21 protein-coding genes are annotated in these 21,696 nt (G+C 52.8%); 8 read left to right on the top strand and 13 right to left on the bottom strand.

Annotated features, from left to right (window positions below):
• The first annotated feature begins 95 nt into the window (after positions 1-95).
• The 3 genes from dinB (at position 96) to C2M24_RS03660 (ending at position 4,598) form a co-directional block, all read left to right on the top strand.
• Positions 96-1,148, top strand: coding sequence for a DNA polymerase IV (dinB, locus tag C2M24_RS03670; protein ID WP_105213348.1), 1,053 nt, complete (start codon positions 96-98; stop codon positions 1,146-1,148).
• A gap of 108 nt (positions 1,149-1,256) precedes the next feature.
• Positions 1,257-2,942: a carbon starvation CstA family protein gene (locus tag C2M24_RS03665; protein WP_105199505.1), complete on the top strand. Its 1,686-nt coding sequence runs from the start codon at positions 1,257-1,259 to the stop codon at positions 2,940-2,942.
• Between the two features lie 114 nt (positions 2,943-3,056).
• Positions 3,057-4,598, top strand: a complete 1,542-nt coding sequence (locus C2M24_RS03660) for a M17 family metallopeptidase (RefSeq protein ID WP_105213347.1) — start codon at positions 3,057-3,059, stop codon at positions 4,596-4,598.
• Positions 4,599-4,718: 120 nt separating this feature from the next.
• Here C2M24_RS03660 and C2M24_RS03655 read toward each other — a convergent pair whose 3' ends face one another.
• Complete coding sequence (locus tag C2M24_RS03655; protein ID WP_105213346.1) at positions 4,719-6,950, bottom strand: S9 family peptidase; 2,232 nt, start codon at positions 6,948-6,950, stop codon at positions 4,719-4,721.
• Positions 6,951-7,058: 108 nt separating this feature from the next.
• Here C2M24_RS03655 and C2M24_RS03650 point away from each other — a divergent pair, with 108 nt between their 5' ends.
• The gene (locus C2M24_RS03650; protein WP_105199508.1) at positions 7,059-7,454 is read left to right on the top strand and encodes an HIT domain-containing protein; all 396 of its coding nucleotides are present in this window, start codon (positions 7,059-7,061) and stop codon (positions 7,452-7,454) included.
• A gap of 43 nt (positions 7,455-7,497) precedes the next feature.
• On the opposite strand, the gene C2M24_RS03645 is transcribed toward C2M24_RS03650, so the two are convergent.
• From C2M24_RS03645 to sfsA, 8 genes are all read right to left on the bottom strand, one after another.
• A complete protein-coding gene (locus C2M24_RS03645; RefSeq protein WP_105199509.1) occupies positions 7,498-7,740 on the bottom strand; it encodes a hypothetical protein in 243 nt (80 codons plus the stop codon).
• A 26-nt stretch (positions 7,741-7,766) separates the two neighbouring features.
• Positions 7,767-8,618, bottom strand: a complete 852-nt coding sequence (panC, locus tag C2M24_RS03640; protein WP_105199510.1) for a pantoate--beta-alanine ligase — start codon at positions 8,616-8,618, stop codon at positions 7,767-7,769.
• Between the two features lie 13 nt (positions 8,619-8,631).
• Positions 8,632-9,426: a 3-methyl-2-oxobutanoate hydroxymethyltransferase gene (gene panB / locus C2M24_RS03635; RefSeq protein WP_105213345.1), complete on the bottom strand. Its 795-nt coding sequence runs from the start codon at positions 9,424-9,426 to the stop codon at positions 8,632-8,634.
• 9 nt (positions 9,427-9,435) lie between these two features.
• The gene (folK, locus tag C2M24_RS03630) at positions 9,436-9,924 is read right to left on the bottom strand and encodes a 2-amino-4-hydroxy-6-hydroxymethyldihydropteridine diphosphokinase (protein WP_105199512.1); all 489 of its coding nucleotides are present in this window, start codon (positions 9,922-9,924) and stop codon (positions 9,436-9,438) included.
• Entirely contained in the window at positions 9,921-11,246 is a 1,326-nt protein-coding gene (gene pcnB, locus C2M24_RS03625; protein ID WP_105199758.1) for a polynucleotide adenylyltransferase PcnB, read from the bottom strand. The genes folK and pcnB overlap by 4 nt, the downstream gene beginning before the upstream one ends.
• Before the next feature lie 216 nt (positions 11,247-11,462).
• The gene (gene gluQRS, locus C2M24_RS03620; protein ID WP_105213344.1) at positions 11,463-12,398 is read right to left on the bottom strand and encodes a tRNA glutamyl-Q(34) synthetase GluQRS; all 936 of its coding nucleotides are present in this window, start codon (positions 12,396-12,398) and stop codon (positions 11,463-11,465) included.
• 6 nt (positions 12,399-12,404) lie between these two features.
• A complete protein-coding gene (gene dksA / locus C2M24_RS03615) occupies positions 12,405-12,848 on the bottom strand; it encodes an RNA polymerase-binding protein DksA (protein WP_105199514.1) in 444 nt (147 codons plus the stop codon).
• 301 nt (positions 12,849-13,149) lie between these two features.
• Positions 13,150-13,866 carry a DNA/RNA nuclease SfsA gene (sfsA, locus tag C2M24_RS03610; RefSeq protein ID WP_105213343.1) on the bottom strand — a complete coding sequence of 239 codons (717 nt, stop codon included), beginning with the start codon at positions 13,864-13,866 and terminating at the stop codon, positions 13,150-13,152.
• Between the two features lie 78 nt (positions 13,867-13,944).
• Here sfsA and pepB point away from each other — a divergent pair, with 78 nt between their 5' ends.
• Positions 13,945-15,240 (top strand): aminopeptidase PepB, encoded by a 1,296-nt coding sequence (pepB, locus tag C2M24_RS03605; RefSeq protein WP_105213342.1) that lies wholly within the window; start codon positions 13,945-13,947, stop codon positions 15,238-15,240.
• Between the two features lie 35 nt (positions 15,241-15,275).
• Here pepB and C2M24_RS03600 read toward each other — a convergent pair whose 3' ends face one another.
• Complete coding sequence (locus C2M24_RS03600; protein ID WP_105213341.1) at positions 15,276-15,512, bottom strand: hypothetical protein; 237 nt, start codon at positions 15,510-15,512, stop codon at positions 15,276-15,278.
• Positions 15,513-15,684: 172 nt separating this feature from the next.
• On the opposite strand from C2M24_RS03600, the gene C2M24_RS03595 reads away from it, so the two are divergent.
• The 3 genes from C2M24_RS03595 (at position 15,685) to C2M24_RS03585 (ending at position 19,118) form a co-directional block, all read left to right on the top strand.
• Positions 15,685-16,278: a fumarylacetoacetate hydrolase family protein gene (locus C2M24_RS03595; RefSeq protein ID WP_105213340.1), complete on the top strand. Its 594-nt coding sequence runs from the start codon at positions 15,685-15,687 to the stop codon at positions 16,276-16,278.
• 78 nt (positions 16,279-16,356) lie between these two features.
• Positions 16,357-18,501 carry an exonuclease domain-containing protein gene (locus C2M24_RS03590; RefSeq protein ID WP_105213339.1) on the top strand — a complete coding sequence of 715 codons (2,145 nt, stop codon included), beginning with the start codon at positions 16,357-16,359 and terminating at the stop codon, positions 18,499-18,501.
• Entirely contained in the window at positions 18,501-19,118 is a 618-nt protein-coding gene (locus C2M24_RS03585; protein ID WP_105213338.1) for a LysE family translocator, read from the top strand. Before C2M24_RS03590 ends, C2M24_RS03585 begins: the two co-directional genes overlap by 1 nt.
• 61 nt (positions 19,119-19,179) lie before the next feature.
• On the opposite strand, the gene C2M24_RS03580 is transcribed toward C2M24_RS03585, so the two are convergent.
• From C2M24_RS03580 to C2M24_RS03570, 3 genes are read right to left on the bottom strand one after another with little or no spacing between them, the layout of a single operon-like run.
• A complete protein-coding gene (locus C2M24_RS03580; protein ID WP_105213337.1) occupies positions 19,180-20,232 on the bottom strand; it encodes an aldo/keto reductase in 1,053 nt (350 codons plus the stop codon).
• Positions 20,233-20,234: 2 nt separating this feature from the next.
• Positions 20,235-20,672: an acyl-CoA thioesterase gene (locus C2M24_RS03575; RefSeq protein ID WP_105199521.1), complete on the bottom strand. Its 438-nt coding sequence runs from the start codon at positions 20,670-20,672 to the stop codon at positions 20,235-20,237.
• Positions 20,673-20,711: 39 nt separating this feature from the next.
• Positions 20,712-21,689, bottom strand: coding sequence for a pirin family protein (locus tag C2M24_RS03570; protein ID WP_105213336.1), 978 nt, complete (start codon positions 21,687-21,689; stop codon positions 20,712-20,714).
• Positions 21,690-21,696: the final 7 nt, after the last annotated feature.

The raw sequence follows: 21,696 nt of genomic DNA, 5'->3' as shown, positions 1-21,696 counted from the left end.
GTTTAAATCAATATACAGTATTTTATACAGTATTTTGTGGCCTTATAATTTCATATCTGCGAAGATAGGCAAAACAATCTTCTTCTCTTATGGTCATGAAGAAATTTATCCATATCGATATGGATTGCTTTTATGCTGCAGTGGAAATGCGCGATAACCCTAAGCTTGCCACAGTGCCTTTGGCTATTGGTGGCAAGAGTCGTCGTGGGGTGCTGTCCACCGCCAATTATATCGCCCGCCAATACGGGGTGCGTTCGGCCATGTCCAACTATCATGCCAAACAGCTTTGCCCTGAGCTGGTTATCGTGCCCGGGCGCATGCAGGTGTACAAAGAGGTGTCGCAGCAGATTCGCACGATTTTTCGCCGTTATACCGAGCTGATTGAGCCCTTGTCGCTGGACGAGGCTTATCTCGATGTCACCGACGCTCAGGCTTGCCAGGGCAGTGCCACCTTGATTGCCGAACGCATCAGGCGGGAAATTCAGGCCGAAACCGGGCTGACTGCATCTGCGGGCATAGCACCCATCAAGTTTATTGCCAAAATTGCCAGCGACGAAAACAAACCCAATGGCCAGTGCGTGATCACCCCGGATCAGGTGCCGGCGTTTTTAGCGGCACTGGACCTTAAAAAAATCCCCGGAGTGGGCAAGGTCACCATAGAAAAACTGCACGCCCAGGGGTTGTTTAAAGGTCAGGATGTGCTGGATAAGGGCATGACCTGGATGCAGCAACACCTAGGGAATTTCGGTGCTTCCTTATATCAAAAATGTGCCGGCCAGGTTATTGGCGCAGTGAGCACCGAGCGGGTGCGCAAATCCCTCAGCGTGGAACACACTTACGAATACAACAAAACAACCTTGGCCCAGTGCCAGCAAGCGCTGCCTGCCTTGCTCGAAGAACTCATCATGCGATTGGACAGGCAGCAGCTACACCAGCGCATCAATAAACTTTCGGTTAAGGTGAAGTTCGCCGACTTTCATGTCACCACGGCGGATCAGAGCGGTCGCAGCCTGAGTCTCGAGGTATTCAATGCCTTGCTGGCCAAGGCCTATGAACGGGGCGTAACCCCAGAGGTGAGGCTGCTGGGATTAGGCGTGGGCATAGACAGCGAGCAAGCCGATGTGCAGCAACTGAGCATCTTAGACTAAAGCACCAGTGAATTTTTACACTATGCTGATAAGGTGAATCTGGGCTTTTGCGTAAACGCGCTCGTGCGTTGCAATACTTAATGACTACAAAAACAAAGAGAGAAGACTATGCAATCGGTTGTTATTGTCTTGCTTGGCATCGTCGGCATGTTATTTGGCTGGCTGGTGTATTCCAAGTTTATCGCTGAAAAAATATTTCGCATGGATGACAGGTTTGTAACGCCAGCTCACGAGCTAGAGGACGGTGTAGATTATGTGCCCACCAACAAGGTGGTTCTTTGGGGGCACCATTTTACCTCGGTAGCCGGGGCGGCGCCCATAGTGGGTCCGGCCATCGCCGTGTACTGGGGTTGGGTGCCAGCGGTGCTCTGGGTGGTCTTTGGTACCATCTTCTTCGCCGGGGTACATGATATGGGCGCCCTGTGGGCCAGTGCCCGCCATAAGGGTAAGTCCATGGGCGCGTTGTCGGAGTCGGTGATCGGTAAGCGTACCCGCTCATTATTTATGATAGTGGTGTTCCTGGTGCTGCTGATGGTGAATGCGGTATTTGGAGTGGTGATCGCCAACTCTTTTGTGGCACAACCTAACGCTGTGTTCCCGGCCTGGTCGGCCATAGTTGTGGCGCTGATCATAGGTCAGCTGCTGCACCGTAAGGTGCCGCTTATTCCCCTGTGCGCCATAGGTGTGGGGGTGCTTTATGCCACCATCTATATGGGCAGCTCTATGCCACTGGCGCTGCCTACGGAAATGTTTGGTCTGGCCGATAAGGCCAACTGGATCATCATTCTCTTTATCTATGCCGCCATCGCTTCTTTGCTGCCGGTGTGGGTGTTGCTGCAACCGCGCGACTTTATCAACGGCATGCAATTGCTGGTAGGTCTGGTGCTGCTTTACGGTGCGGTGTTTGTTTCCATGCCGGATATCACGGCGCCGGCCTTTAACACCCAAACCGCGGTCGATACCCCGAGTATTATTCCGTTGTTATTTGTAACCATAGCCTGTGGTGCCGTGTCTGGCTTCCACGGCATCGTCTCCTCGGGAACCAGCTCTAAACAACTGGATAAGGAAACCGATGGTCGCTTTGTTGGTTATCTCGGCGCCGTGGGCGAGGGCTGTTTGGCGCTGATCACCTTAGTTGCGGTCAGTGGCGTAGCCTTGGCGGTGTCGCCCGAGGAATGGCATGAGATCTACAGTCACCTCGGGGCTGGCAGCGTGAACGCCTTTATTACCGGCGGTGCCAATCTAATCGAAAGCGGCTGGGGTATCTCCACCGAGGTGGCCTCGACCCTGTTGGCTGTGATGGTGGTGCTCTTTGCCGGTACCACCATGGACTCTGGGGTGCGTCTGCAACGCTACATTATTCAGGAGTGGGGCGAAATTTATAACCTTGGTCTGCTGAAAAACGGCATTATTGCCACCTTGGTCGCCGTGGCTTGCTGTTTGCTGCTGGCCTTTGGCGCCGGTGGTTCATCGGGCAGCGGTGGCATGATCATCTGGCCCTTGTTTGGTTCAACCAACCAGATCCTTGCCAGCCTTACTCTGTTGGTGATTTCTGTGATGCTGATCAAGGCGGGACGCCCAGCCATTTATACCCTGATCCCCATGGTCTTCGTACTCACCATGGCCTTCTTTGCCGGCTTGATTAAACTGGTCGAATACTATGAGCAGGGCAACTGGCTGCTGGTCAGCCTGGATGCCATAGTGCTGGTGGTCAGTGTGCTGGTTATGCTTGAAGCCTGGTCGGTCATAGTCACCCACAGGCGCGATGAACGGGCAAATAAAGCCTCGTCGTAAGCTAAGCTTGCCAAGCTCCTTTACAGGCCGAGCTGCTAAGCCTTGCACTCGGTAGTAAAGGGGCGCTAAATCACCGATAATAAAGGTCCTTTGTTTAAATTTAGGACCTTTTTTATGTCTTATGCCCACGCTATCGCCTGCGCCGGTCTTGATGCCGCAAACGCCCAAGGCCAGTTCGATGCGCTTATCATTATCAGTGCCAATCTGGACTCAGTACCTCAGCCTTACCTTGACCAAGTGCGTCAAAGTAGTGCCGTAGACAGCCGCATTGGTAAGCAATGTACGCTTTTGGTATCTGAAGCGGCACCGGGCCAGCGTCTTATTATTGCTCCGACCGGGCCTTTGACTCGTGACTATGATGATGTTCGCCGCGTATTTGCCGCCGCTAAGGCCGGTATTGAGCTGGCGAAGCAGGCCGGTGCCGTAAAGCCTGCCTTGTATGTGTCTGGTATCAGCGAGCTAGCCGGGTATGAGTTTGCCAGCGAAGTGGCCTTTTTGGGTGCTAATCAGGCGCTATGGCAGCCTCTTGAAGCGCGTGAGTATCACGGCGAAGCCATCTCTCCAATTCAAGCCATAGGCGTTGTTGGCGCCGATGACGAGCAGCTGAAGCAGATGAATGCCGTTGCCGCCGGTCAGTCTGCCGCCCGTGACCTGTGCGGTACCGAGCCAGAGCGCATGGCGCCACCGCGTTTTGCCGATTACTGTGTGGAGCTATTTAAAAATACTAAGGTAACCACCGAGGTGATCAGCGATATCGCCACTATCGACAAGGATTACCCGCTGCTGAGCACGGTAGCCCGCGCCTCTTACGCGGTCGAGCGCCATCATCCGCGCGTGGTGAAACTGGCCTATGTGCCAGAGGGCGACGTTGAACGTACCCTTATCTTCGTGGGTAAAGGCCTGGTGTATGACACAGGTGGTGCCGATCTGAAGGTGGGCGGTTTTATGGCCGGTATGAGCCGTGATAAGGGCGGTGCCGCATCGGTAGCCGGTTTTATGAAGGCGGTGGCCGAAGCGCAGCCTAAAGGCGTTAAGGTTATAGCTTACCTAGCCGTGGTGCGTAACTCCATCGGCTCTGATTGTTTCGTTCCCGATGAGATCATCACCGGCCGTGAAGGCGTACGTGTACGCATAGGTAACACGGATGCCGAAGGGCGTCTGGCCATGGGTGATCTGTTAAGCGAAGCCAAAGACCTGGCGAAAAACGAAGTGAATCCGGAGATTTTCACCGTGGCTACGCTAACCGGTCATGCCGCCCGTGCGGTAGGTCCTTACAGCGCTTATGTTGAAAATGGTCCGGCACGCGCCGCCAAGGTATCGCAGCAGCTGGTTGAGCATGGCGACCTGTGGGCCGATTGTGCCGAGGTGTCTCGTTCGCGTCGTGAAGACTATGACTTTGTGCAGCCGCGCACTCAGGCCGACGATCTGCTTTCCAGCAACAATGCACCGTCGGCGGTTACCGCTCGTGGTCACCAGTTCCCTATGGCTTTCCTCGCCATAGTGTCGGGCTTGGATAAGCACGGCCTGGATAGCGACCAGCCATTGCCTTATGTGCATATGGATATTGCTGGCAGCGGCGTTGAAGGCGGCGATTGGCAGCATGGTAAGCCGACGGCACCGACCGTGGCAGCCCTGTTCGCCAAGTACTGCCGTTAATAGCGGTTAAAAACGACTTGGCTCACTTGTAGGTCGGTGCTCTGCGCCGACAAAGCCAACTTACAATCAAAGACATAAAAAAGGCTGGGAATTCCCAGCCTTTTTTATTTTTAGCACGACTTATTTTTCTTCCATGTCGAAGTGACGGTTGAAGAAGTCGGTAATGGTTTGATGCAGGTGGGTTTGCACCTTTTTACCGCGCAAGCTGTGTTTTGAGCCCGGGTAGGTCATCATTTCAAACGGCAGGGCCTTATCCTGCAACTGTTTAAACAGCTTGGTGGCATGAGTGAACAACACGTTGTCATCGGCCATACCGTGATAAATCATCAGTGGGCCTTTGAGACCATCCACATAGGGGAACACCGCGCTTTGCTCATAACCCTTGGCATTGGTTTTCGGGTGGCTCAGGTAGCGCTCCGTGTAGTGAGTGTCGTACAGGGCCCAGTCGGTCACAGGGGCACCGGAAACACCGGCCTTGAAGTAGTCACCGGCTTTAAACATGGTCATCAGCGCCATATAGCCGCCGTAGCTATGGCCATAAATACCGATACGTTCCGGGTCGACGTAATCTAGGGTACGTAAGAATTCGACGCCCTTGATCTGGTCACGCACTTCGGCCTCACCCAGGTGCTTGTAGATCACATCTTCAAAGCGTTTGCCGCGGTTATACGAGCCACGGTTATCAAGCTGGAAGACCACATAACCCTGTTGCACCATGTATTGGAAATACAGGTTCTTGCTGCGCCAGCTGTTGGTCACGCGCTGGGCATGTGGGCCGCCGTAAACATTCACCATCACAGGGTGCTTTTGCTTTTTGTTCAACTTGCGTGGCTTGAACAGACGATAGTGCATAATTTGCCCATCTTCCGCCTCAATAGTGCCGTACTCCGGCTCCACCAGGTCGCTCAGATAAGGCGTAAGCGGGTGCGTCTTGTTTAGCTCGTTTTGCTCCAGCCAGGTAATAAAGTCGCCATTGGCTTTGCGCAGCGCCACATAAGGAGGGCGATTAACCGCAGAGGCACTGTCGATAAAGGTTTGCTGATCGTCGGCCATCACCACATTGTGGTATTCACCGTTGTTGGTGATACGGCTGATCTCGCCTTGCTCAAACAGCGGCGTGCTGTAGAGGTGGCTTTCAAGTGGGGTGTCTTTGCGACCGGCAAAGTAAATCAGGCCCTTTTTCTCATCAATGCCTTTAATGGCTTCAACAATCCACTCACCCGAGGTGATCTGGCGTACCAAGGTGCCATCGTTTTTGTACAGATACAGGTGCTTGAAGCCATCGCGCTCCGAGGCCCAGACAAAGTGTTGCTTGTCTTTTAAGAACTTAAGGTCGAAGTGCAGGTTGATCCAGGTCTCGCTGGTTTCTGTAAGCGCTACTTTTTGTGTTTTCGTTTCGCTGTTATAAAAACGCAGTTCCAGATTGTGCTGAGCACGGTCTTGCCACTGATAGGCCAGGGTCTTGCTGTCTTTTAACCAATCGGCACGGGCAATATAAATGTCTTTTTCTTCACCCAGGTCAACCCAGTCGATTTGCTGGTCGTTAAGGCTGACAACACCCAGTTCAATTTCAACATTGTCGGTGCCGGTAAAGGGGTAGCGCTGATTGAATAGCTTTACTTCTTCGGCATAGATTTCGTTGCGGATCGCCTCGGCAACCGGCGTTTCATCGATGCGGGTAAAGGCAATCTTGCTTTCATCACCGGCCCACCAGTAGCCTGTCATGCGGCTCATTTCTTCCTGCGCCACAAACTCGGCCATGCCGTTTTTGATTACGCCGCCGCCGTCCTTGGTTAGCTGGACTTCTTTGCCACTGTCCAGTGCCAGAGCATACAGGTTTTGCTCACGAATAAAGGACACATAATTGCCCTTGGGTGAGAAGCGGGCATCGGTTTCAAAGGCATCGGTATCGGTCAGCTTACGGCTTTTGCCTGTGGCCAACTGGTAGTAGTAAAGATCGCCATTGAGCGGGAATAACAGCGCCTGGCCATCTTTCGACCAGGTGTATTCTAAAATACCGCGGCCAAAAATACGCTGGCGCTCACGGCGCGCCTTTTCTTCATCGGACAGGGTTTCCGGGCCGGAGAACAGCGCCTGGGAATCAACTAACAGGCGATTGCTGTTGTCTTTGAGGTTGTATTCCCATAAATCGTAGCGGTTGTAGTCGTCTTTTTTGCCCTGCAAATAGGTCACGCGGCTGCCATCGGGAGAAAACTTTAATTGCACTGGCGCCGTGCCGGCAAGGTTAGGGTCGTCGAAGATACGCTCTAGGCTAAGCTCTTTGGCGCTGGCGGCACTGCACGCCAAGCCACTGGCTAGCGCCAGAGATAAGTATTTGGTTGTTTTAGACACGGGTAAACCTTATTGTTGTAATCCTATGCCCGATGGTACTCATGCACCCTGGGCAGCGCAACTTATTGCCACCAAACGCAGCCGATGGCTATATCAAGAGGAGTAGATATGTTTTCTTTGGCGCCCGAATTACAAAAAGACTGTATTGAACTGGCCGACTGGCCTTTGTGTAAGCTGTTGCTGATGAATGACAGTCAGTATCCCTGGTTTATCTTGGTGCCGCGCAAAGAAGGGGTGACGGAGATCATCGACCTAACGGAGCAGGAGCAGCTTATGCTGATGCAGGAGTCGGCGCGGTTGAGTCAGTTGCTAAAGTCGGTGTTTAACCCGGACAAACTCAATATAGCGGCGCTGGGCAACATGGTGCCACAGTTGCATATTCATCATATTGCCCGTTATCGCGGTGATATCGCCTGGCCTAAGCCGGTGTGGGGACTGCATCCGAGTCAGCCATACAGCGAACAGCAAATTGCCGAGCTAAAGCAGGCCTTGCAACTGCCTTAAAACGAAAAACGGCATCCAATGGATGCCGTATCAAGGGATAGAGTTACTTCACGTCGCCGAGCTTCTCGGCCTGCTCCTTACAGCGGTTATACATTTCCTGGCACTGTGCCACACAAACCTGATTGGTCATGCTTTCATCTATGCTGCTGTTATTACAGCTGTTCTCACATTGGAAGTTTTGTTGCGCACATTGATTGAGCTCAGGGTTGTTAACGCCGTTTTGACAGCCACCCAGTACCAGCATTAGTGCGCCCGCAAAAGCCGCAGAAGTTATCGCTTTGTTCATCCTATCACCTTGTTTATTCTTCTATTCTACTTGCAGTCTAGCGGCAAATTGTCGATAAGTCTTACTTTACCAACAAAAGCGGCGGCTAAAATAACCAGCTCACCGTCCTGCTGCTCGGCGCGACGCAAGGTATTGCGCTCGGCAATATTGAAGTAATCAACAACCAGGCCTGTGCCAGCGATACGCTCCTTGGCGCGCTGCTCCAGATCGGCAAAGTCTTTAATGCCGTCCTCGATCTGCTCCTTGACCCAGTTCAGGGTTGAAAACAGTACTGTAGCCTGCTGCTTTTGCTCGTCGCTCAGATAACCATTACGCGAGCTTAGGGCTAGGCCGCTGACGTCACGCTTGGTTGGTACACCCACCACTTCCACTGGCATGGAAAGGTCGCGCACCATGGTTTTGATCACTTGCAACTGTTGAAAGTCTTTCTCACCAAAACAGGCAAAATCCGGTTGTACCAGGTTAAACAACTTGGTCACCACTGTGGCTACACCGCGGAAGTGGCCTGGGCGCGAACCGCCACAGTAACCCATGGATACTTCGGGGACATCGACATAGCTTTGGCTGCCCAGGCCATTGGGGTAGATGGTCTCTACCGTGGGCGTAAACAGATAGTCGGCACCGCGCTCGCTAAGGCCCTGTTGGTCTTGCTGTAGGGTACGCGGATAGGCATCCAGGTCTTCATTGGCACCAAATTGCATGGGGTTAACAAAGATGCTGACCACCACCTTGTCGGCCAGGGTCTTGGCTTTATCGACCAAGGAAAAATGGCCTTCATGAAGGTTGCCCATGGTAGGTACAAAGGCGACGCTTAGCCCCGCCTGGCGCCAGGCCTTTACCTGACTACGAAGAGAACGGATTTCGCTGGTTGTTTGCATGCACTAATTTCGCTTAATTGAACTCGTGGTCAGGCCCTGGGAAGGCGCCACTTTTTACATCGTCACAATACTTCTTCACCGCCGCCGGCATATTGCCGGTTTCCGCCAGGAAGTTTTTTGAGAACTTGGGGATATAACCGGCAGAAATACCCACAAGATCATGCATTACTAAAATCTGACCATCCGTGTCTTTACCTGCACCTATGCCGATAGTCGGAATGCTGACCGCTTCGGTAATGGCTTTGGCAAGTACGCTGGGAATACACTCAAGTACCAGCAGCTGAGCGCCTGCGGCTTCGAGAGCCTGGGCGTCGGCAATCATTTTATCGGCCTGCTCTTTATCGCGCCCCTGAATTTTAAAGCCGCCAAAAACATGCACCGACTGCGGCGTTAAGCCGAGGTGACCACAGACCGGCACACCTTGTTGAGTCAGGGCGCGAATGCTGTCGTGCAGCCACTGACCGCCTTCGAGTTTTACCATGTTGGCACCGGCACGCATTAGCGTGGCAGCGTTGGCACAGCTCTGCTCGACATTGTTATAGGTCATAAAGGGCATGTCGGCAATAACGAAAAGCTCTCGGCTGCCGGCGCGCACGCACTTGGTGTGATAGGCAATATCATCAATGCTGACCGCCAGAGTGTCGTCGCCGCCTTGCAGTACCATGCCCAGAGAGTCGCCTACCAGCACGGCATCAACGCCATTGTCGGCAAACAGCTTGGCAAAACTGGCGTCATAGGCGGTTAAAGAAGTGATTTTTTCACCGGCTTGCTTCTTTTTGAGCAAGGTGGATACAGAGATCTTCGCCATTAGCTTTCCTTATTGGAGTTGTTCTAGGCCATTGCGAGGCACTTGTGTTGTCAGGCTGCGTACCGAGCTGCCATCGGGCAACTCGAGTTCCGGCGCCAGTTCACACAGGGGGTAGAGTACAAATTCACGCACCTTCATGCCGTAATGGGGCACGGTTAAACGTTCATCGTCTATGCTTTGGTCGCCGAACAGCAGTATATCTATGTCCAGGGTGCGTGGCCCCCAGCGCTCGGCCTTACGAACGCGGCCGAGGTTTAATTCAATGGCCTGAGTGGCGTCGAGCAGTTCATGCGGGGCGAGCTCACATTGCAGCTCCATCACCGCATTCACATAATCGGGCTGGTCTTGCGGGCCCATGGGCTTGCTGGCATAAAATGCCGAGCAGCGGTGCGCCCGGGTGCCGGGCAGCTGCGTTAAGGCATTGACCGCCTGTTGCAACTGCGCGATGGGATCGTTGAGATTGGCTCCCAGCCCCAGGTACACGGTGTGATAACTCATGATGACTCGCCTGCGGCCTTATCGCCTTTGCGTTTTGAGCCGCCACTGCGACGTCGACGGGGGCGACCGCTGCCTCGGGTGGTGCCACCGAGTGACTTGACCATCATCTTCTGGCCGTTCACGTCGGCGTTCAGGTAGGCGGTCCACCAGTCACAGAGTTCTTTTAAGTCGTCCTGACCGCTGTCGACCAACAAAAGCATAAAGTCATAGGCGGCCTTAAAGCGCGGCTGCTGGCTTAAACGATAGGCACGTTGGCCGCCACGCTTATCAAAGCGATGTTGAATATGCCAGATATCGCGGGCACCCAGGGTAAAGCGTTTTGGCACCGCAACCTGTTGGGCGCTTTCGCTTAATACCTGATTCATGGCCGCCGCCAAGGCATCGAAATGAGGCAGTTGTTCACGCTGCATCAGTTCCTGACAACGTTGCAGCAGCGGGAACCATAACAGGGCGGCAAAGATAAATGCCGGGGTGACCTTCTTATCATTGTTGATGCGCGCATCGGTATTGATAAACATCTGGGTAATAAAGCGTTCTTGCATCGAGTCCGGATTGGCATCAAGGATCTTATCCAAAGCCGGGAACAGATGTTTAAACAAACCAAATTCACGCAGGGCCTTAAAATTGGCCTCGGCCTTGCCGCTCAAAAACAGCTTTAAGCATTCTTCGAACAAACGTGCCGGCGGAATATTGGAAAGCAAGTCCGCCAGTTCCTTGATTGGCTTGGCCGTGGCTGGGGAAATAGACATATCCAGCTTGGTGGCAAAGCGGATGGCGCGCAGCATACGCACTGGGTCTTCGCGGTAGCGGGTTTCCGGATCACCAATTAGCTCAATGCGACGATTTTTAATGGCTTTAACGCCATTGGCATAATCGTAAATGCAAAAATCTTTAATCGAGTAATAGAGCGCATTAATGGTGAAGTCGCGGCGTTCTGCGTCTTCATCTATGGTGCCATAAACATTGTCGCGCAATAACTGACCGTGTTCCGAGGCGTGGCTGATATTGTTTTTACCGCCGCCGTCACCACCGTGGTGGCCACGCATGGTGGCTACTTCGATAACTTCGCGACCAAAAACGATATGAGCCAGACGAAAACGACGGCCGATTAAGCGACAGTTGCGGAACAGTTTTTTGACCTGCTCCGGAGTGGCATTAGTGACCACGTCGAAGTCTTTCGGTTGTAGGCCTAACAGGAGATCGCGCACACAGCCACCAACCAGATACGCCTCATAACCGCCGTCTTTTAGGCGGTACAACACCTTCAGGGCGTTGGGGCTAAACTGGCTACGGGAAATTCCGTGCTCACTTCGAGGAATGATCACCGGCTCGTTTAAGGTAGTGATTTGCCCATGCTCGGCATCACTTGCGTCTTTAGCTGACAACACCTGCCGGCATAGCTGAAACAGTTTAGAAATGATAATCGCTCTCCTAGGCTACAGTTATGGCGATTGTGAAAGTGGCTTATAATATACCAGCACGGCAGAAAAATTAAGCGAGCGCGGATAAAAATCGCAGCGCCAAGCCCATGGCACTGGTTATAGCTGCTGAATTAGGGTCTTGCCGTTGGCATCTTCGCTGACTTGGACTTCCAGAGCGCGGCGCAAGGCCTGGCGTTGATATGCTTGATGCGCCCAATCAAGAATATCGGCAACCGGGTAGCTGAGCAATTCCGGTGGCGGCGCAAAGCCAAGAAAGTGCAGCGCATCTACCAAGGCGGGTTGCGGGTTCTGCTTGTCTATGGCCGGGGCGTAGTTTTGTTTTGACAGTTTAAAGCCCGGGCTGGCCACCGCCAGTGGCAGATGCAGATACTCTGGCGCTTTGTGCCCTAACTGCTGAAACAAACCGATTTGTCGGGCCGTGGGAATAAGCAGGTCGGCGCCGCGCACCACATGGGTTATGCCCTGGTCGATATCATCGATGACCACCACGAGTTGATAGGCGAACAAGCCATCGCGGCGTTTAATTATGTAGTCTTCTTCGGCCTCAGCGGCGGCAATATCAACCCAACCTTGCAGTGCATCCAGATAATGATAAATGGGCTGCTCTTGCTTGAGGCGCAGCGCCAGGTGCTCACCACTTAATGCTAAGTTGCGGCAATGGCCGTTATAGATGCCACCCAAGGCTTTAATTTCTTTGCGAGTGCATTGGCACGCATAGACCAGGCCTTGTTGTGTCAGCTGCTCGCTTACCTCGGCATAACGTTCTAATCGTTGGCTTTGCCAGATCACTTCGCCATACCAGTGCAGGCCATAGGCTTCTAAGGTGTGGAGAATATCGCTGTCGGCGCCGGGGCGCACACGGGGGGTGTCTATATCTTCAATACGAACCAGCCACTGTCCTTGATGCGCGTGTGCGTCAAGGTAGCTGCCGAGGGCGGCAACCAATGAACCAAAATGCAGTGGGCCTGAAGGGGAAGGGGCAAAGCGGCCGACATAGGCTGTGGCGCCCTGATCCCCATCCAAATGGGTCATGGTGTATTAACCGCGACCCGATTGTTTCTCTTTGATTTCCGCCAATGCTTTACAGTCAACACACAGGTCGGCCGTAGGGCGTGCTTCAAGACGGCGGATACCGATTTCGATACCGCACGATTCACAATAACCAAAATCGTCTTCGTCGATCAGGTTTAGGGTTTTTTCGATTTTCTTAATCAGTTTACGCTCGCGGTCACGAGTACGCAGCTCTAATGAGAACTCTTCTTCTTGGGCTGCACGGTCGACCGGATCAGGGAAGTTCGCAGCTTCATCTTGCATGTGCGTTTTAGTGCGATCAACTTCATTTCTTAGATCGTTACGCCACGTTTCCAGAATTTTGCGAAAGTGAGCACGTTGCTTTTCATTCATGTACTCTTCGCCTGGCTGTTCCTGATACGGCTCTAAACCCGCCTGAGCGATCAAACCTAATTTACGCTGCTCTGGCATAACTATCTCCTAAATCCTTAATACCAAGTCCCCGGTAAATACCGGCGGCTATAAATAGCAAAATACCACCCCCTTAGCAAACACTTTTTATTTTAGTACCTTGCCTTGGCTTGGCTGCGGCTCTTGCCTTCAGGCGAGCCTTCAGCCGGGTGCTGATTTTTTAATTCGCCTTGATATTGGGCCATCTGAGTTTATTTCAAGAGCTTGTTAATGTAAAAATACCGCTTAAGGTCGTTGTGAAAGCAGCGCTTAAGGGCCCCCGCAGCAGCTACAAGTGTTAGAGTGCCTTATCCAATTTATTTTATGGCTTATATAAAGCATAGGGCACAGACAGGTTTAAGACGACCTCTTCGGCACTGATATTTGCCTTATAGGCGAGAACCTCGACGCCGGCTTCAACCGCCTGGTGTAATAGCTCTGCATAGGTGGGATCTATATGTGCCGCTGCGCTCACGCCTTCAATACCTGTATGCAATACCGCAAACAAGAGTACCGCTCTATGTCCTTGCGCCTTCATTGCCATCAGCTCGCGTAGGTGTTTTTGCCCACGCAGGGTTTGCGCATCGGGGAAGTAACCCTGGCCGTTTTCTTCCAGTAAGGTCACCGACTTCACTTCGATATAGCAATCGGCTTTGTTGGCATCGCGCAGTAAAATATCGATACGGCTGTTTTCATCGCCGTATTTCACTTCGCTCAGCAGCTCATCGTATCCTTGCAGCTCTGTAATCACGCCTTGTTCAATGGCTTCGATGGCCACCTTGTTGGCCACGGCGGTGTTTACGCAGATCAAGTCGCCGGCTTGATTGCTGGAGAGCTCCAAGGAATGCGCATATTTGCGTTTGGCGTTATCGCTGGTGGAGTAGTAGGCGGTTACACCGAGTTCGGCGCAGCCGGTCATCTTGCCGGTATTGGCGCAGTGCACGGTAAATTCATGGCCGTTGGGATGATGTAAATCCACTAAAAAACGCTTGTAGCGTTTTAACAGGGTGGCGGTTTGAAGAGGCGGTTGAAATAACATTAATCGTACTTCGCTTTAGAACTGCATGGCCCTAGTGTAAACTGCTGGTAATTGTAATCCCAGTCCAAGAGGACCCCTATGAGTCAACAATTTTTAGTACAACTAAGCGAGCAGGCTGCCCCAGGTCATTGGGGTGAGGCGGCAAACCTGTCTTTCAATGAGCAAGGTGCAATCGTGCACCTAAGCGAAACCGATACCCTGGTGAATGTGCAAAAGGCCGGTCGCGCCATTGCCAACCAAGGCGTAAAAGCGGTCACCTTAACCGGTGATGCCTGGTGCACAGAGAGCCAGTGGGCTTTCTATCAAGGTTTTGTGAGCCCTAAAGTACTAGATGGCGTTGAATTCGTTGATAATGAGCAAAGTGATTTAAAAGAGCTGGCGGCGCTTAAGCAGTCGGCTATTTGGATGCGTCAGATGATCAACGGCACCGCCGAAGATATCTACCCGGAAAGCCTGGCCGAGAAAGCCGGTGAGTTTATCCAGTCTTTGGCTCCTGAGCACGTAAGCTACCAGATCATCAAGGGCGAAGCGTTAAAAGAGCAACAGTGGATTGGTATCTACGAGGTAGGTCGTGGCAGTGAGCGCCCACCTGTTTTGCTTGAGCTCGACTTTAACCCAACTGGCGATGATAACGCCCCTGTGGCCTCGGCGCTTGTGGGTAAGGGTATCACCTTCGATTCCGGCGGCTATTCAATCAAGCCAAGTGAAGGCATGCTGACCATGAAGTGCGACATGGGCGGTGCAGCTACTGTGACAGCGGGTCTGGCACTGGCGATTAATCGCGGTCTGGACAAGCGTGTAAAGCTGTTCCTATGCTGTGCCGAGAACCTGATCTCGGGCCATGCCTACAAGCTGGGCGACATTCTTACCTACAAAAATGGCACCACGGTTGAAATCGTTAATACCGATGCCGAAGGTCGTTTAGTACTGGCCGACGGCCTGATGGCTGCTAGCGAAACGGGCGCCGCTACTATTATCAACGCGGCAACCCTAACCGGTGCAGCCTTGGTTGCGGTAGGTCAGGAATACAATGCGTTATTCGGTCTGGATAAAGACATGGTGCGTGACGTTGAAGGCTTTGCCAGCGAAGAATTTGAAGGCGCGTGGCCACTGCCGTTGGAGAAATTCCACCAGAACAACTGTCCGTCACCTTATGCCGACACAGCAAACAGTCGTCCGCAAAAAGGCGGTGGCTTTGGTGGCGCCTCTAACGCGGCTGGTTTCTTATCACGCTTTATTCGTGACGAAGGTAAGGGATGGGTGCATATGGATCTGGCAGCGGCCTTCCAAAACAGCCCAACCAGCCTATGGTCTGCCGGTGCAACCACCTTGGGTATGCGTACCGTAGCTCGCACACTACAAGAAAAGTCGTAATCGACCCAGAGGTAGCGGCTCAGTGAGTCGTTACCTCACTTAAATTTACTCTCCTTGCCCTCGTTGCGCATCAACAAGATGGTCAGATAGATCTTAGTCGGCAAAGACATGATCAAGCCCACCGCAATACAGACAGCGCCAATCATAAAGCTGTAAATGCCAAAATAATCACGAAACGAGTCCGTCACCAGCAAGGTATGACCGCCGATGATCAGCAGTACACCAAAAACAATAATGACCTTGAGTAGGGTTAAGGTGGAAAGCCTGGGCATGAGTTTCTCCCGAGTCAGCTCCTACAGTTAGTTAACCAAAAAACCGACTTTATGGGTTTGATCCAGCGCAGTAGTCGCGTCGATTGCAAAAATGTGTGCGGCCGAGCTCAGGTGCTTGCGATGGTGCAAGCAGCGCCATACACTGAGGAAAAATCCAAAACGAGATAAAAATATGGCAACAAAACCCGAAAAAATCACCTGTATAGGCCGTAACTATGTCGAGCATATCAAGGAGCTGGATAATGCCATGCCCGATGCCATGGTGATCTTCAACAAGCCGCCCTCGGTGCTTGCCGATGTGTTGCTGTCGCAGCATCAAAATGAGGCTCTGCATTATGAAGGGGAGCTGTGTTTTGTCATCAAAAACAATCGTCCGGTTGCCGTGGCCTTTGCTTTGGATCTCACCAAGCGGGCGCTGCAAGGTGAATTAAAAGCCAAGGGGTTGCCCTGGGAGCGAGCAAAAAGTTTCGATGGTGCCGTGCTGGCAAGTGACTTTGCTGCCATCGATGAGGCGGACATCGCCAGGCTGTCGTTGCGTTTGTATATCGACGGCGAACTTGTGCAGCAGGGCCAGACCAGGCAGATGTTGTATCCGGTGCAAACGGCCATTGATGAGCTGGCCAGCTGGCAGCGTTTGCAAGATGGTGATTGGTTGTTAACGGGGACACCTAAAGGAGTGGGGCAGGTGCGCACGGGGCAGGTATTCGAGGGACAGGTGTTACTCGACGAGCAGGTCCTGGTTACAAAACAATGGCAAGCGCTTTAGGGTCTTAGAATTCAAAAGTTTACTGTATAAATAAACAGTGTTAATCTCACGGTTAGTTTTACCTAACTGTGTGCTTGCATGGAAAAGAAAGTCCTACCGCCACGCTATTACCTGGCGCATTTTAAAGAGTTTCTCAATTATCATCAGCAACATGCCTGGCATCTGTGCGCGGATGCCGAGCGCGGCTATATCAATGAATTTCTGAGCCTGCCCGAGCATGCTCAGTGTGTGCTGGTGCGCATGTACAATCGCAAGTCCGACTTCGTTGAGCAAAGCAGCCTACATTACGAGGAAATCGACCATGTGCCGCTGGCGTTGGCGCTGCTTAAGCGTCGGCAATGGGTGCGCCATGTGCAGGAGCATGAATTTGCCGCCTGGCTTGAATCTCTTACTAAGCTGGAGCTGATCAACCTGTGCAAGGAGCTTGAGCTGCCCGGCATTGCCCTCTCCGCGAAAAAGCCGATGTGGCTGGCGTATTGCCAGCAAACCCTGTGCTTTGGTCATGTGCGTCACAGCCAGCTTTTTTTAAGCTATTTAGTGCACAGTTATAATTCGGTGCTGCACTACCTCTTGTTTGTTTTCTTTGGTCGTATCAATAGCTCGATGACGCAGTTTTCATTGCGCGATCTGGGTATTCGCCGCACCAACAAGGGGGAGATTGGGGCTCGCTTTAACCAGCTCGATGAGGCTAAAAGTGCGTTTTTTTACGGTGAGGTGCGCGCTCAGGCGAAAGCCCTGGAGGAAGAACCCCAGTTGCTGGTTTTGGCGTCTGGCTTAACCCAGGCGCCGCTGGCACAGGGAGCGCTGGCGACGCGTTATCGCCATGAGTCCTTGTATGTGCTGGGTAAGAAGCTGTTGACCCTGGGGGGGTGTGATGAGCAATTAGCCTTGGATTTGCTGGCCGAGAGCGAACATCCTCAGGCGGTGGAGCTGGTGGTGCGCCAGCGCTATAAGCGCGGTGACAAAGATTGGGTCGAGGCTCGGTTGTTGGCCTTAATCGAGGATCCCAGCTGCGAGCAGGTGTTGTTTTTTGCCCAGGACTTTTATGCCCTTAAATTTCAGGGCAAGCGCACCAGCACCTTGACCGATTTATTGCGCCATGGCGAGCCTTTGGCCATAGACGAGGCCTATTCTCACCACGTAGAGCAGGGTGTCATAGATTTATATCGGCAACAGGGTAGCGAGGCGCTGCATTGCGAGAACCAATTGTGGCTTCATCTCTTTGCCCTGTGTTTTTGGGATGAGCTCTTTACCAGCGCCCAGGGCGGCGTGTGCACCGAGTTTGATGTATTTCCAAGCAGCTTGCGCGACGGGCGTTTCTATCACATGTACCGGGACAATATCGCGGCGCTGTTTGCACACTGTGATACCAAGTCCAAGCTGGTGCATCATATTACCGCCAATGCTACCCGGCATTATCAGCAGCCTAATGCCTTTATTCGCTGGCATGAAAACCTGCTTGATCCCTTGTTGCTTCTGATTGAACATGCCTCGCTGTCGGCCATTTATGCGCAATTAACCGTGATGGCCAAGGACTTCATCAATGCCAAAGACGGCTACCCGGATCTGATGGTGATAGCGCAAGGCAAGCTGCGCTTTGAAGAGATAAAGGCACCGGGCGATAGCCTGCGCCGCAATCAGCTGCTCGCCATACGTCAGTTGCAGCGAGCCGGGTTCGAGGTACAAGTGCAAAGCGTAATCTGGCAGGTCAACCCGGAGCAGCCCTATGTGGTGGTGGATATTGAAACCACAGGTGGGCAAAAGAATAGCCACAGGGTGACCGAAGTTGCCGCGGTCAAGTTGGTGAATGGCAAGGAGGTTGCGCGCTGGCATTCACTGATCAACCCCGAGCGACATATTCCGCGCTACATTACCGAGCTGACCGGCATAGACAATGCCATGGTGGCCGATGCCCCGACCTTTGCGCAGATTGCGCCGTCGCTGTGGCAGTTTTTACAAGGGGCCATTTTTGTCGCCCATAATGTCAATTTTGACTATGGCTTTTTACGCGCCGAGTTTGCCCGTACCGACAAAAACCTGATCCTACCTAAGCTGTGCACCGTGCGTTTGGCACGCAAGCACCTGCCGGGATATGCCTCTTATTCCCTGGGTAAGCTGTGCAAGGAGTTGGGGATTGATTTACAAGGGCATCACCGCGCTATCAATGACACCCTGGCCACGGTACAATTATTTGAATTAATACAAGAACAAAGGCAAAAATAATGGAGTTAACAAATTGGCTGGCCTTGGTGGGCATTTGTTTAATGGGGGCCATGTCTCCGGGTCCTAGTCTGGCCGTGGTTTTAAAACACTGCCTGCAAAGTGGTCGCTCCGGCGGTATTGCCTGCGCCCTAAGTCACGGTTTCGGTGTGGGTGTGTATGCGCTGCTAGCCATTTTAGGTCTGGGAACCTTGCAGCAACAGGTGCCCTTGTTGTATCAGATCCTGATCTATGCCGGCGCCCTGTATTTGTTGTATCTGGCCTTTAACAGCTGGCGCAGTGGGGCTACCAAACTTAAGATAGAAGCTGCGGGCAGCAAGCGTCGCGGTGCCATTCAAGACGGCTTTGCCATTGCCTTTTTAAACCCCAAGTTGGCGATTTTCTTTGTCGCCCTGTTTTCGCCCTTTATTCCCGCCGAGCCGATGCAATGGCAACAGCAGGCGGTGATGGTGGCAACGCCGACCGTTATCGATGCGCTCTGGTACTGTGTGGTGGCCATGCTTTGCAGTCATCCGCGTTTCTATCCCTGGCTGGAGCGCAACCAGTTAATTATTAATAAATTACTGGCCGTGGCCTTTACCTTCCTGGCGCTCACCGTGTTGCTGCGTCAATGGCTCTAAGAGTTAAAAAAGGCTTGCGTGTTGCAAGCCTTTTTTATGTCGTCAGGGTGCTCTTTCAGCACTAGTAGGGCGCCGGGTACTCCCTAAATACCGCATCGATTTGCGCCAAGGTTTCCTCGCTGAGGGTAAGCGCAAAGGCGTCAATATTTTCCTGCAGTTGGGCCATGCTGGTGGCGCCGATAATGGTCGAAGTGACGCCCTGCACCTGGTTACACCAGGCCAGTGCCAGCTGCGCCGCAGTGATCCCTTGCTGCTTGGCAATTTCCTGATAGCGAGCCACCGCTTGTTGGCCTTGCTCGGTATCGCGGAACAAACCATTGCGCTGGGCTATAGTCCAGCGCGAGCCCGCCGGGCGCGCACCACCTAGATACTTGCCGCTAAGCATACCGCCGGCCAGTGGTGACCAGGGCAGGTAGGCTACGTCTTCATGATGGCATTGCTCGATTAAATAAGGCCAATCCTTGCCATGCACCAGGCTAAACTCGTTTTGCATCGACACCATGGCCGGCAGCGAATACTGCTTGGCGAGATCCAGATATTGGCTAAGCCCCCAAGGAGTTTCATTGGAAAGTCCGCAATGGCGGATTTTACCGGCGCGAACACAAGTATCTAACCCCTCTAAAATTGCATGCATTTGCGCGCGTTCGGTGCTTTTATCCACGCTCTTGATATCCACCATGCCCGGCCATTGCTTGGCGAAATGCGGTGAGGTGCGATTAGGCCAGTGCAACTGGAAGAGATCGATATAGTCAGTCTGCAAACGCTTAAGGGATTGGTCGACGGCTGTTATCACCGCTTCTTTGTTGATGTCGCCGCCACCGCGGACCCAGCTTAAGCCGTTGCCGGCTATCTTGGTCGCAAGCACCAGCTCCTTACGTTTTTCTTGATGACGAGAGAGCCAGTCGCCGATAATGGTTTCGGTCTTACCATAGGTATCGGGACTCGGTGGCACGGCGTACATTTCGGCGGTATCGATAAAATTAACGCCTTGAGCAAGCGCATAATTGAGTTGCTCATCGGCATCGCTTTGGGTGTTTTGTTTGCCCCAGGTCATGGTACCAAGACAGATGCGTGATACCTTTAAGCCGCTGCGGCCGAGCTTTGCATAGTCCATGATTAGCCCTTTAGGTTTAAGTGCAGGAATGATAACAAGCTATCATTCAATGGCGCTTTTTGCATTGTTTTGAAGTCAAACATCACCAACTTTGCCTGACCTTCAGTCACTACGCATTGCTGCGCACTGGAAAACACGCTGTAGTGGGTGGTAAAGCTGCTGTTGCCTATGTCACTGATACTGACGCCGATCAGCAGGGTGTCGGGAAAGGTCACTGGGCGCTTATATTTGGCGTAATTGTCGGCCAGTACAGGGCCGACCTGCTCAGCGGCAAGGTGTTCAAGTATGCCGGCCTGATTTAAAAAATCGATACGGGCAATTTCAAAGTATTTGAAGTAGAGGGTGTTATTGACATGCTGCAGCGCATCCATATCACCCCAGGCCACCTTGATTTCGCAGGCCTTGGGAAAACGTTCTAAAAATGCATCTTGATTGGACATCTCTCGGCTCCTTAGAGTTTTTACTCGGCCTAGCATGCGTCAAGCCGGTAAAAAAAGAAAGGGGATGGCGATAAGTGGCAACATCACATGCTCGTTAGGGCAGCGGAATAACTCCTGCTCATCGCCGGGAACCTTGGCAAAGCGCCCGTTTTGCCAGTCGTCCTTGGCCTGCTCAATGCGCTCCTTGCGACTGGAAACAAAATTCCATTCGATAAAACGTTTGCCCAGCGGCTCGCCGCCGATAAGGGCGATGCGCGAGTCTTCGCTGGCGGTGACAGTAACGCCAGCGCTTATGTCATGGGTATCGGAAAACACCGCCATGCAGTGCTCGGGGATGTTGGTGTCTTTCGCTTTTAAATGACCGCGCACTACATACAGGCCGAGCTCCGCGCATGGTGGCAGGGTTAATGACTCGCCGGGTTTAAGCACGGCTTCCAAATACAGGGTATTGGAAAAGGTGTGCACTGGCGACTCGACGCCATAGGCGCTGCCCATCATGACTCGCACGGGGACGCCATCAATATTGACCAGGGGCACGCTGCTGGCCGGGTAGTGATAGAAGGCGGGATCCATTTCTTCTTGCTCCTTAGGCAGGGCAAGCCAGAGTTGCAGGCCGTTAAGGTTGCGTGCGTGAGCGGTTGCCTCGGGGCGCTCGCGCTCGGAGTGGACTATGCCGCTGCCGCTGACCATCAGGTTGATATCCCCCGGCTTAATGGGCTGCACACTGGCCAAAGAATCGCGATGAAGGATCTCACCTGCAAACAAATAAGTGACGGTGGCAATGCCGATATGGGGATGGGGGCGAACATTGATGCCTGGGCCAGGGGCAAAGCTGGCCGGGCCCATATGATCGAAAAAGATCCACGGGCCTATCATTTTCAATTGCGCCGTTGGTAACAAACGGCGCACGGAAAAACCGCCCAGATCTGTGTCCTTGGGCTTTAACACCATTTTCACCGCGCCGCAGGCGTCCATTAGCTCACAGTCATTGCGGGTGTCATTGGTTAGATTGCTCATATGGGTT

The organism is Pseudoalteromonas sp. T1lg22, assembly GCF_002964645.1.
Lineage (GTDB): Bacteria > Pseudomonadota > Gammaproteobacteria > Enterobacterales > Alteromonadaceae > Pseudoalteromonas.
The sequence above is the reverse complement of the archived record's forward strand: the minus strand, read 5'-3'. Positions and strand labels throughout refer to the sequence as shown.

Coding starts and splice junctions, on each gene's coding strand:
- panC (WP_105199510.1), bottom strand. CDS start 8,618: ATGCAAACAACCAGCGAAATCCGTTCTCTTCGTAGTCAGGTAAAGGCC.
- gluQRS (WP_105213344.1), bottom strand. CDS start 12,398: ATGACCCATTTGGATGGGGATCAGGGCGCCACAGCCTATGTCGGCCGC.
- C2M24_RS03665 (WP_105199505.1), top strand. CDS start 1,257: ATGCAATCGGTTGTTATTGTCTTGCTTGGCATCGTCGGCATGTTATTT.
- C2M24_RS03645 (WP_105199509.1), bottom strand. CDS start 7,740: ATGAACAAAGCGATAACTTCTGCGGCTTTTGCGGGCGCACTAATGCTG.
- pepB (WP_105213342.1), top strand. CDS start 13,945: ATGAGTCAACAATTTTTAGTACAACTAAGCGAGCAGGCTGCCCCAGGT.
- C2M24_RS03585 (WP_105213338.1), top strand. CDS start 18,501: ATGGAGTTAACAAATTGGCTGGCCTTGGTGGGCATTTGTTTAATGGGG.
- panB (WP_105213345.1), bottom strand. CDS start 9,426: ATGGCGAAGATCTCTGTATCCACCTTGCTCAAAAAGAAGCAAGCCGGT.
- C2M24_RS03590 (WP_105213339.1), top strand. CDS start 16,357: ATGGAAAAGAAAGTCCTACCGCCACGCTATTACCTGGCGCATTTTAAA.
- C2M24_RS03580 (WP_105213337.1), bottom strand. CDS start 20,232: ATGGACTATGCAAAGCTCGGCCGCAGCGGCTTAAAGGTATCACGCATC.
- C2M24_RS03660 (WP_105213347.1), top strand. CDS start 3,057: ATGTCTTATGCCCACGCTATCGCCTGCGCCGGTCTTGATGCCGCAAAC.
- C2M24_RS03595 (WP_105213340.1), top strand. CDS start 15,685: ATGGCAACAAAACCCGAAAAAATCACCTGTATAGGCCGTAACTATGTC.
- dksA (WP_105199514.1), bottom strand. CDS start 12,848: ATGCCAGAGCAGCGTAAATTAGGTTTGATCGCTCAGGCGGGTTTAGAG.
- sfsA (WP_105213343.1), bottom strand. CDS start 13,866: ATGTTATTTCAACCGCCTCTTCAAACCGCCACCCTGTTAAAACGCTAC.
- C2M24_RS03575 (WP_105199521.1), bottom strand. CDS start 20,672: ATGTCCAATCAAGATGCATTTTTAGAACGTTTTCCCAAGGCCTGCGAA.
- folK (WP_105199512.1), bottom strand. CDS start 9,924: ATGAGTTATCACACCGTGTACCTGGGGCTGGGAGCCAATCTCAACGAT.
- C2M24_RS03600 (WP_105213341.1), bottom strand. CDS start 15,512: ATGCCCAGGCTTTCCACCTTAACCCTACTCAAGGTCATTATTGTTTTT.
- C2M24_RS03650 (WP_105199508.1), top strand. CDS start 7,059: ATGTTTTCTTTGGCGCCCGAATTACAAAAAGACTGTATTGAACTGGCC.
- C2M24_RS03570 (WP_105213336.1), bottom strand. CDS start 21,689: ATGAGCAATCTAACCAATGACACCCGCAATGACTGTGAGCTAATGGAC.
- dinB (WP_105213348.1), top strand. CDS start 96: ATGAAGAAATTTATCCATATCGATATGGATTGCTTTTATGCTGCAGTG.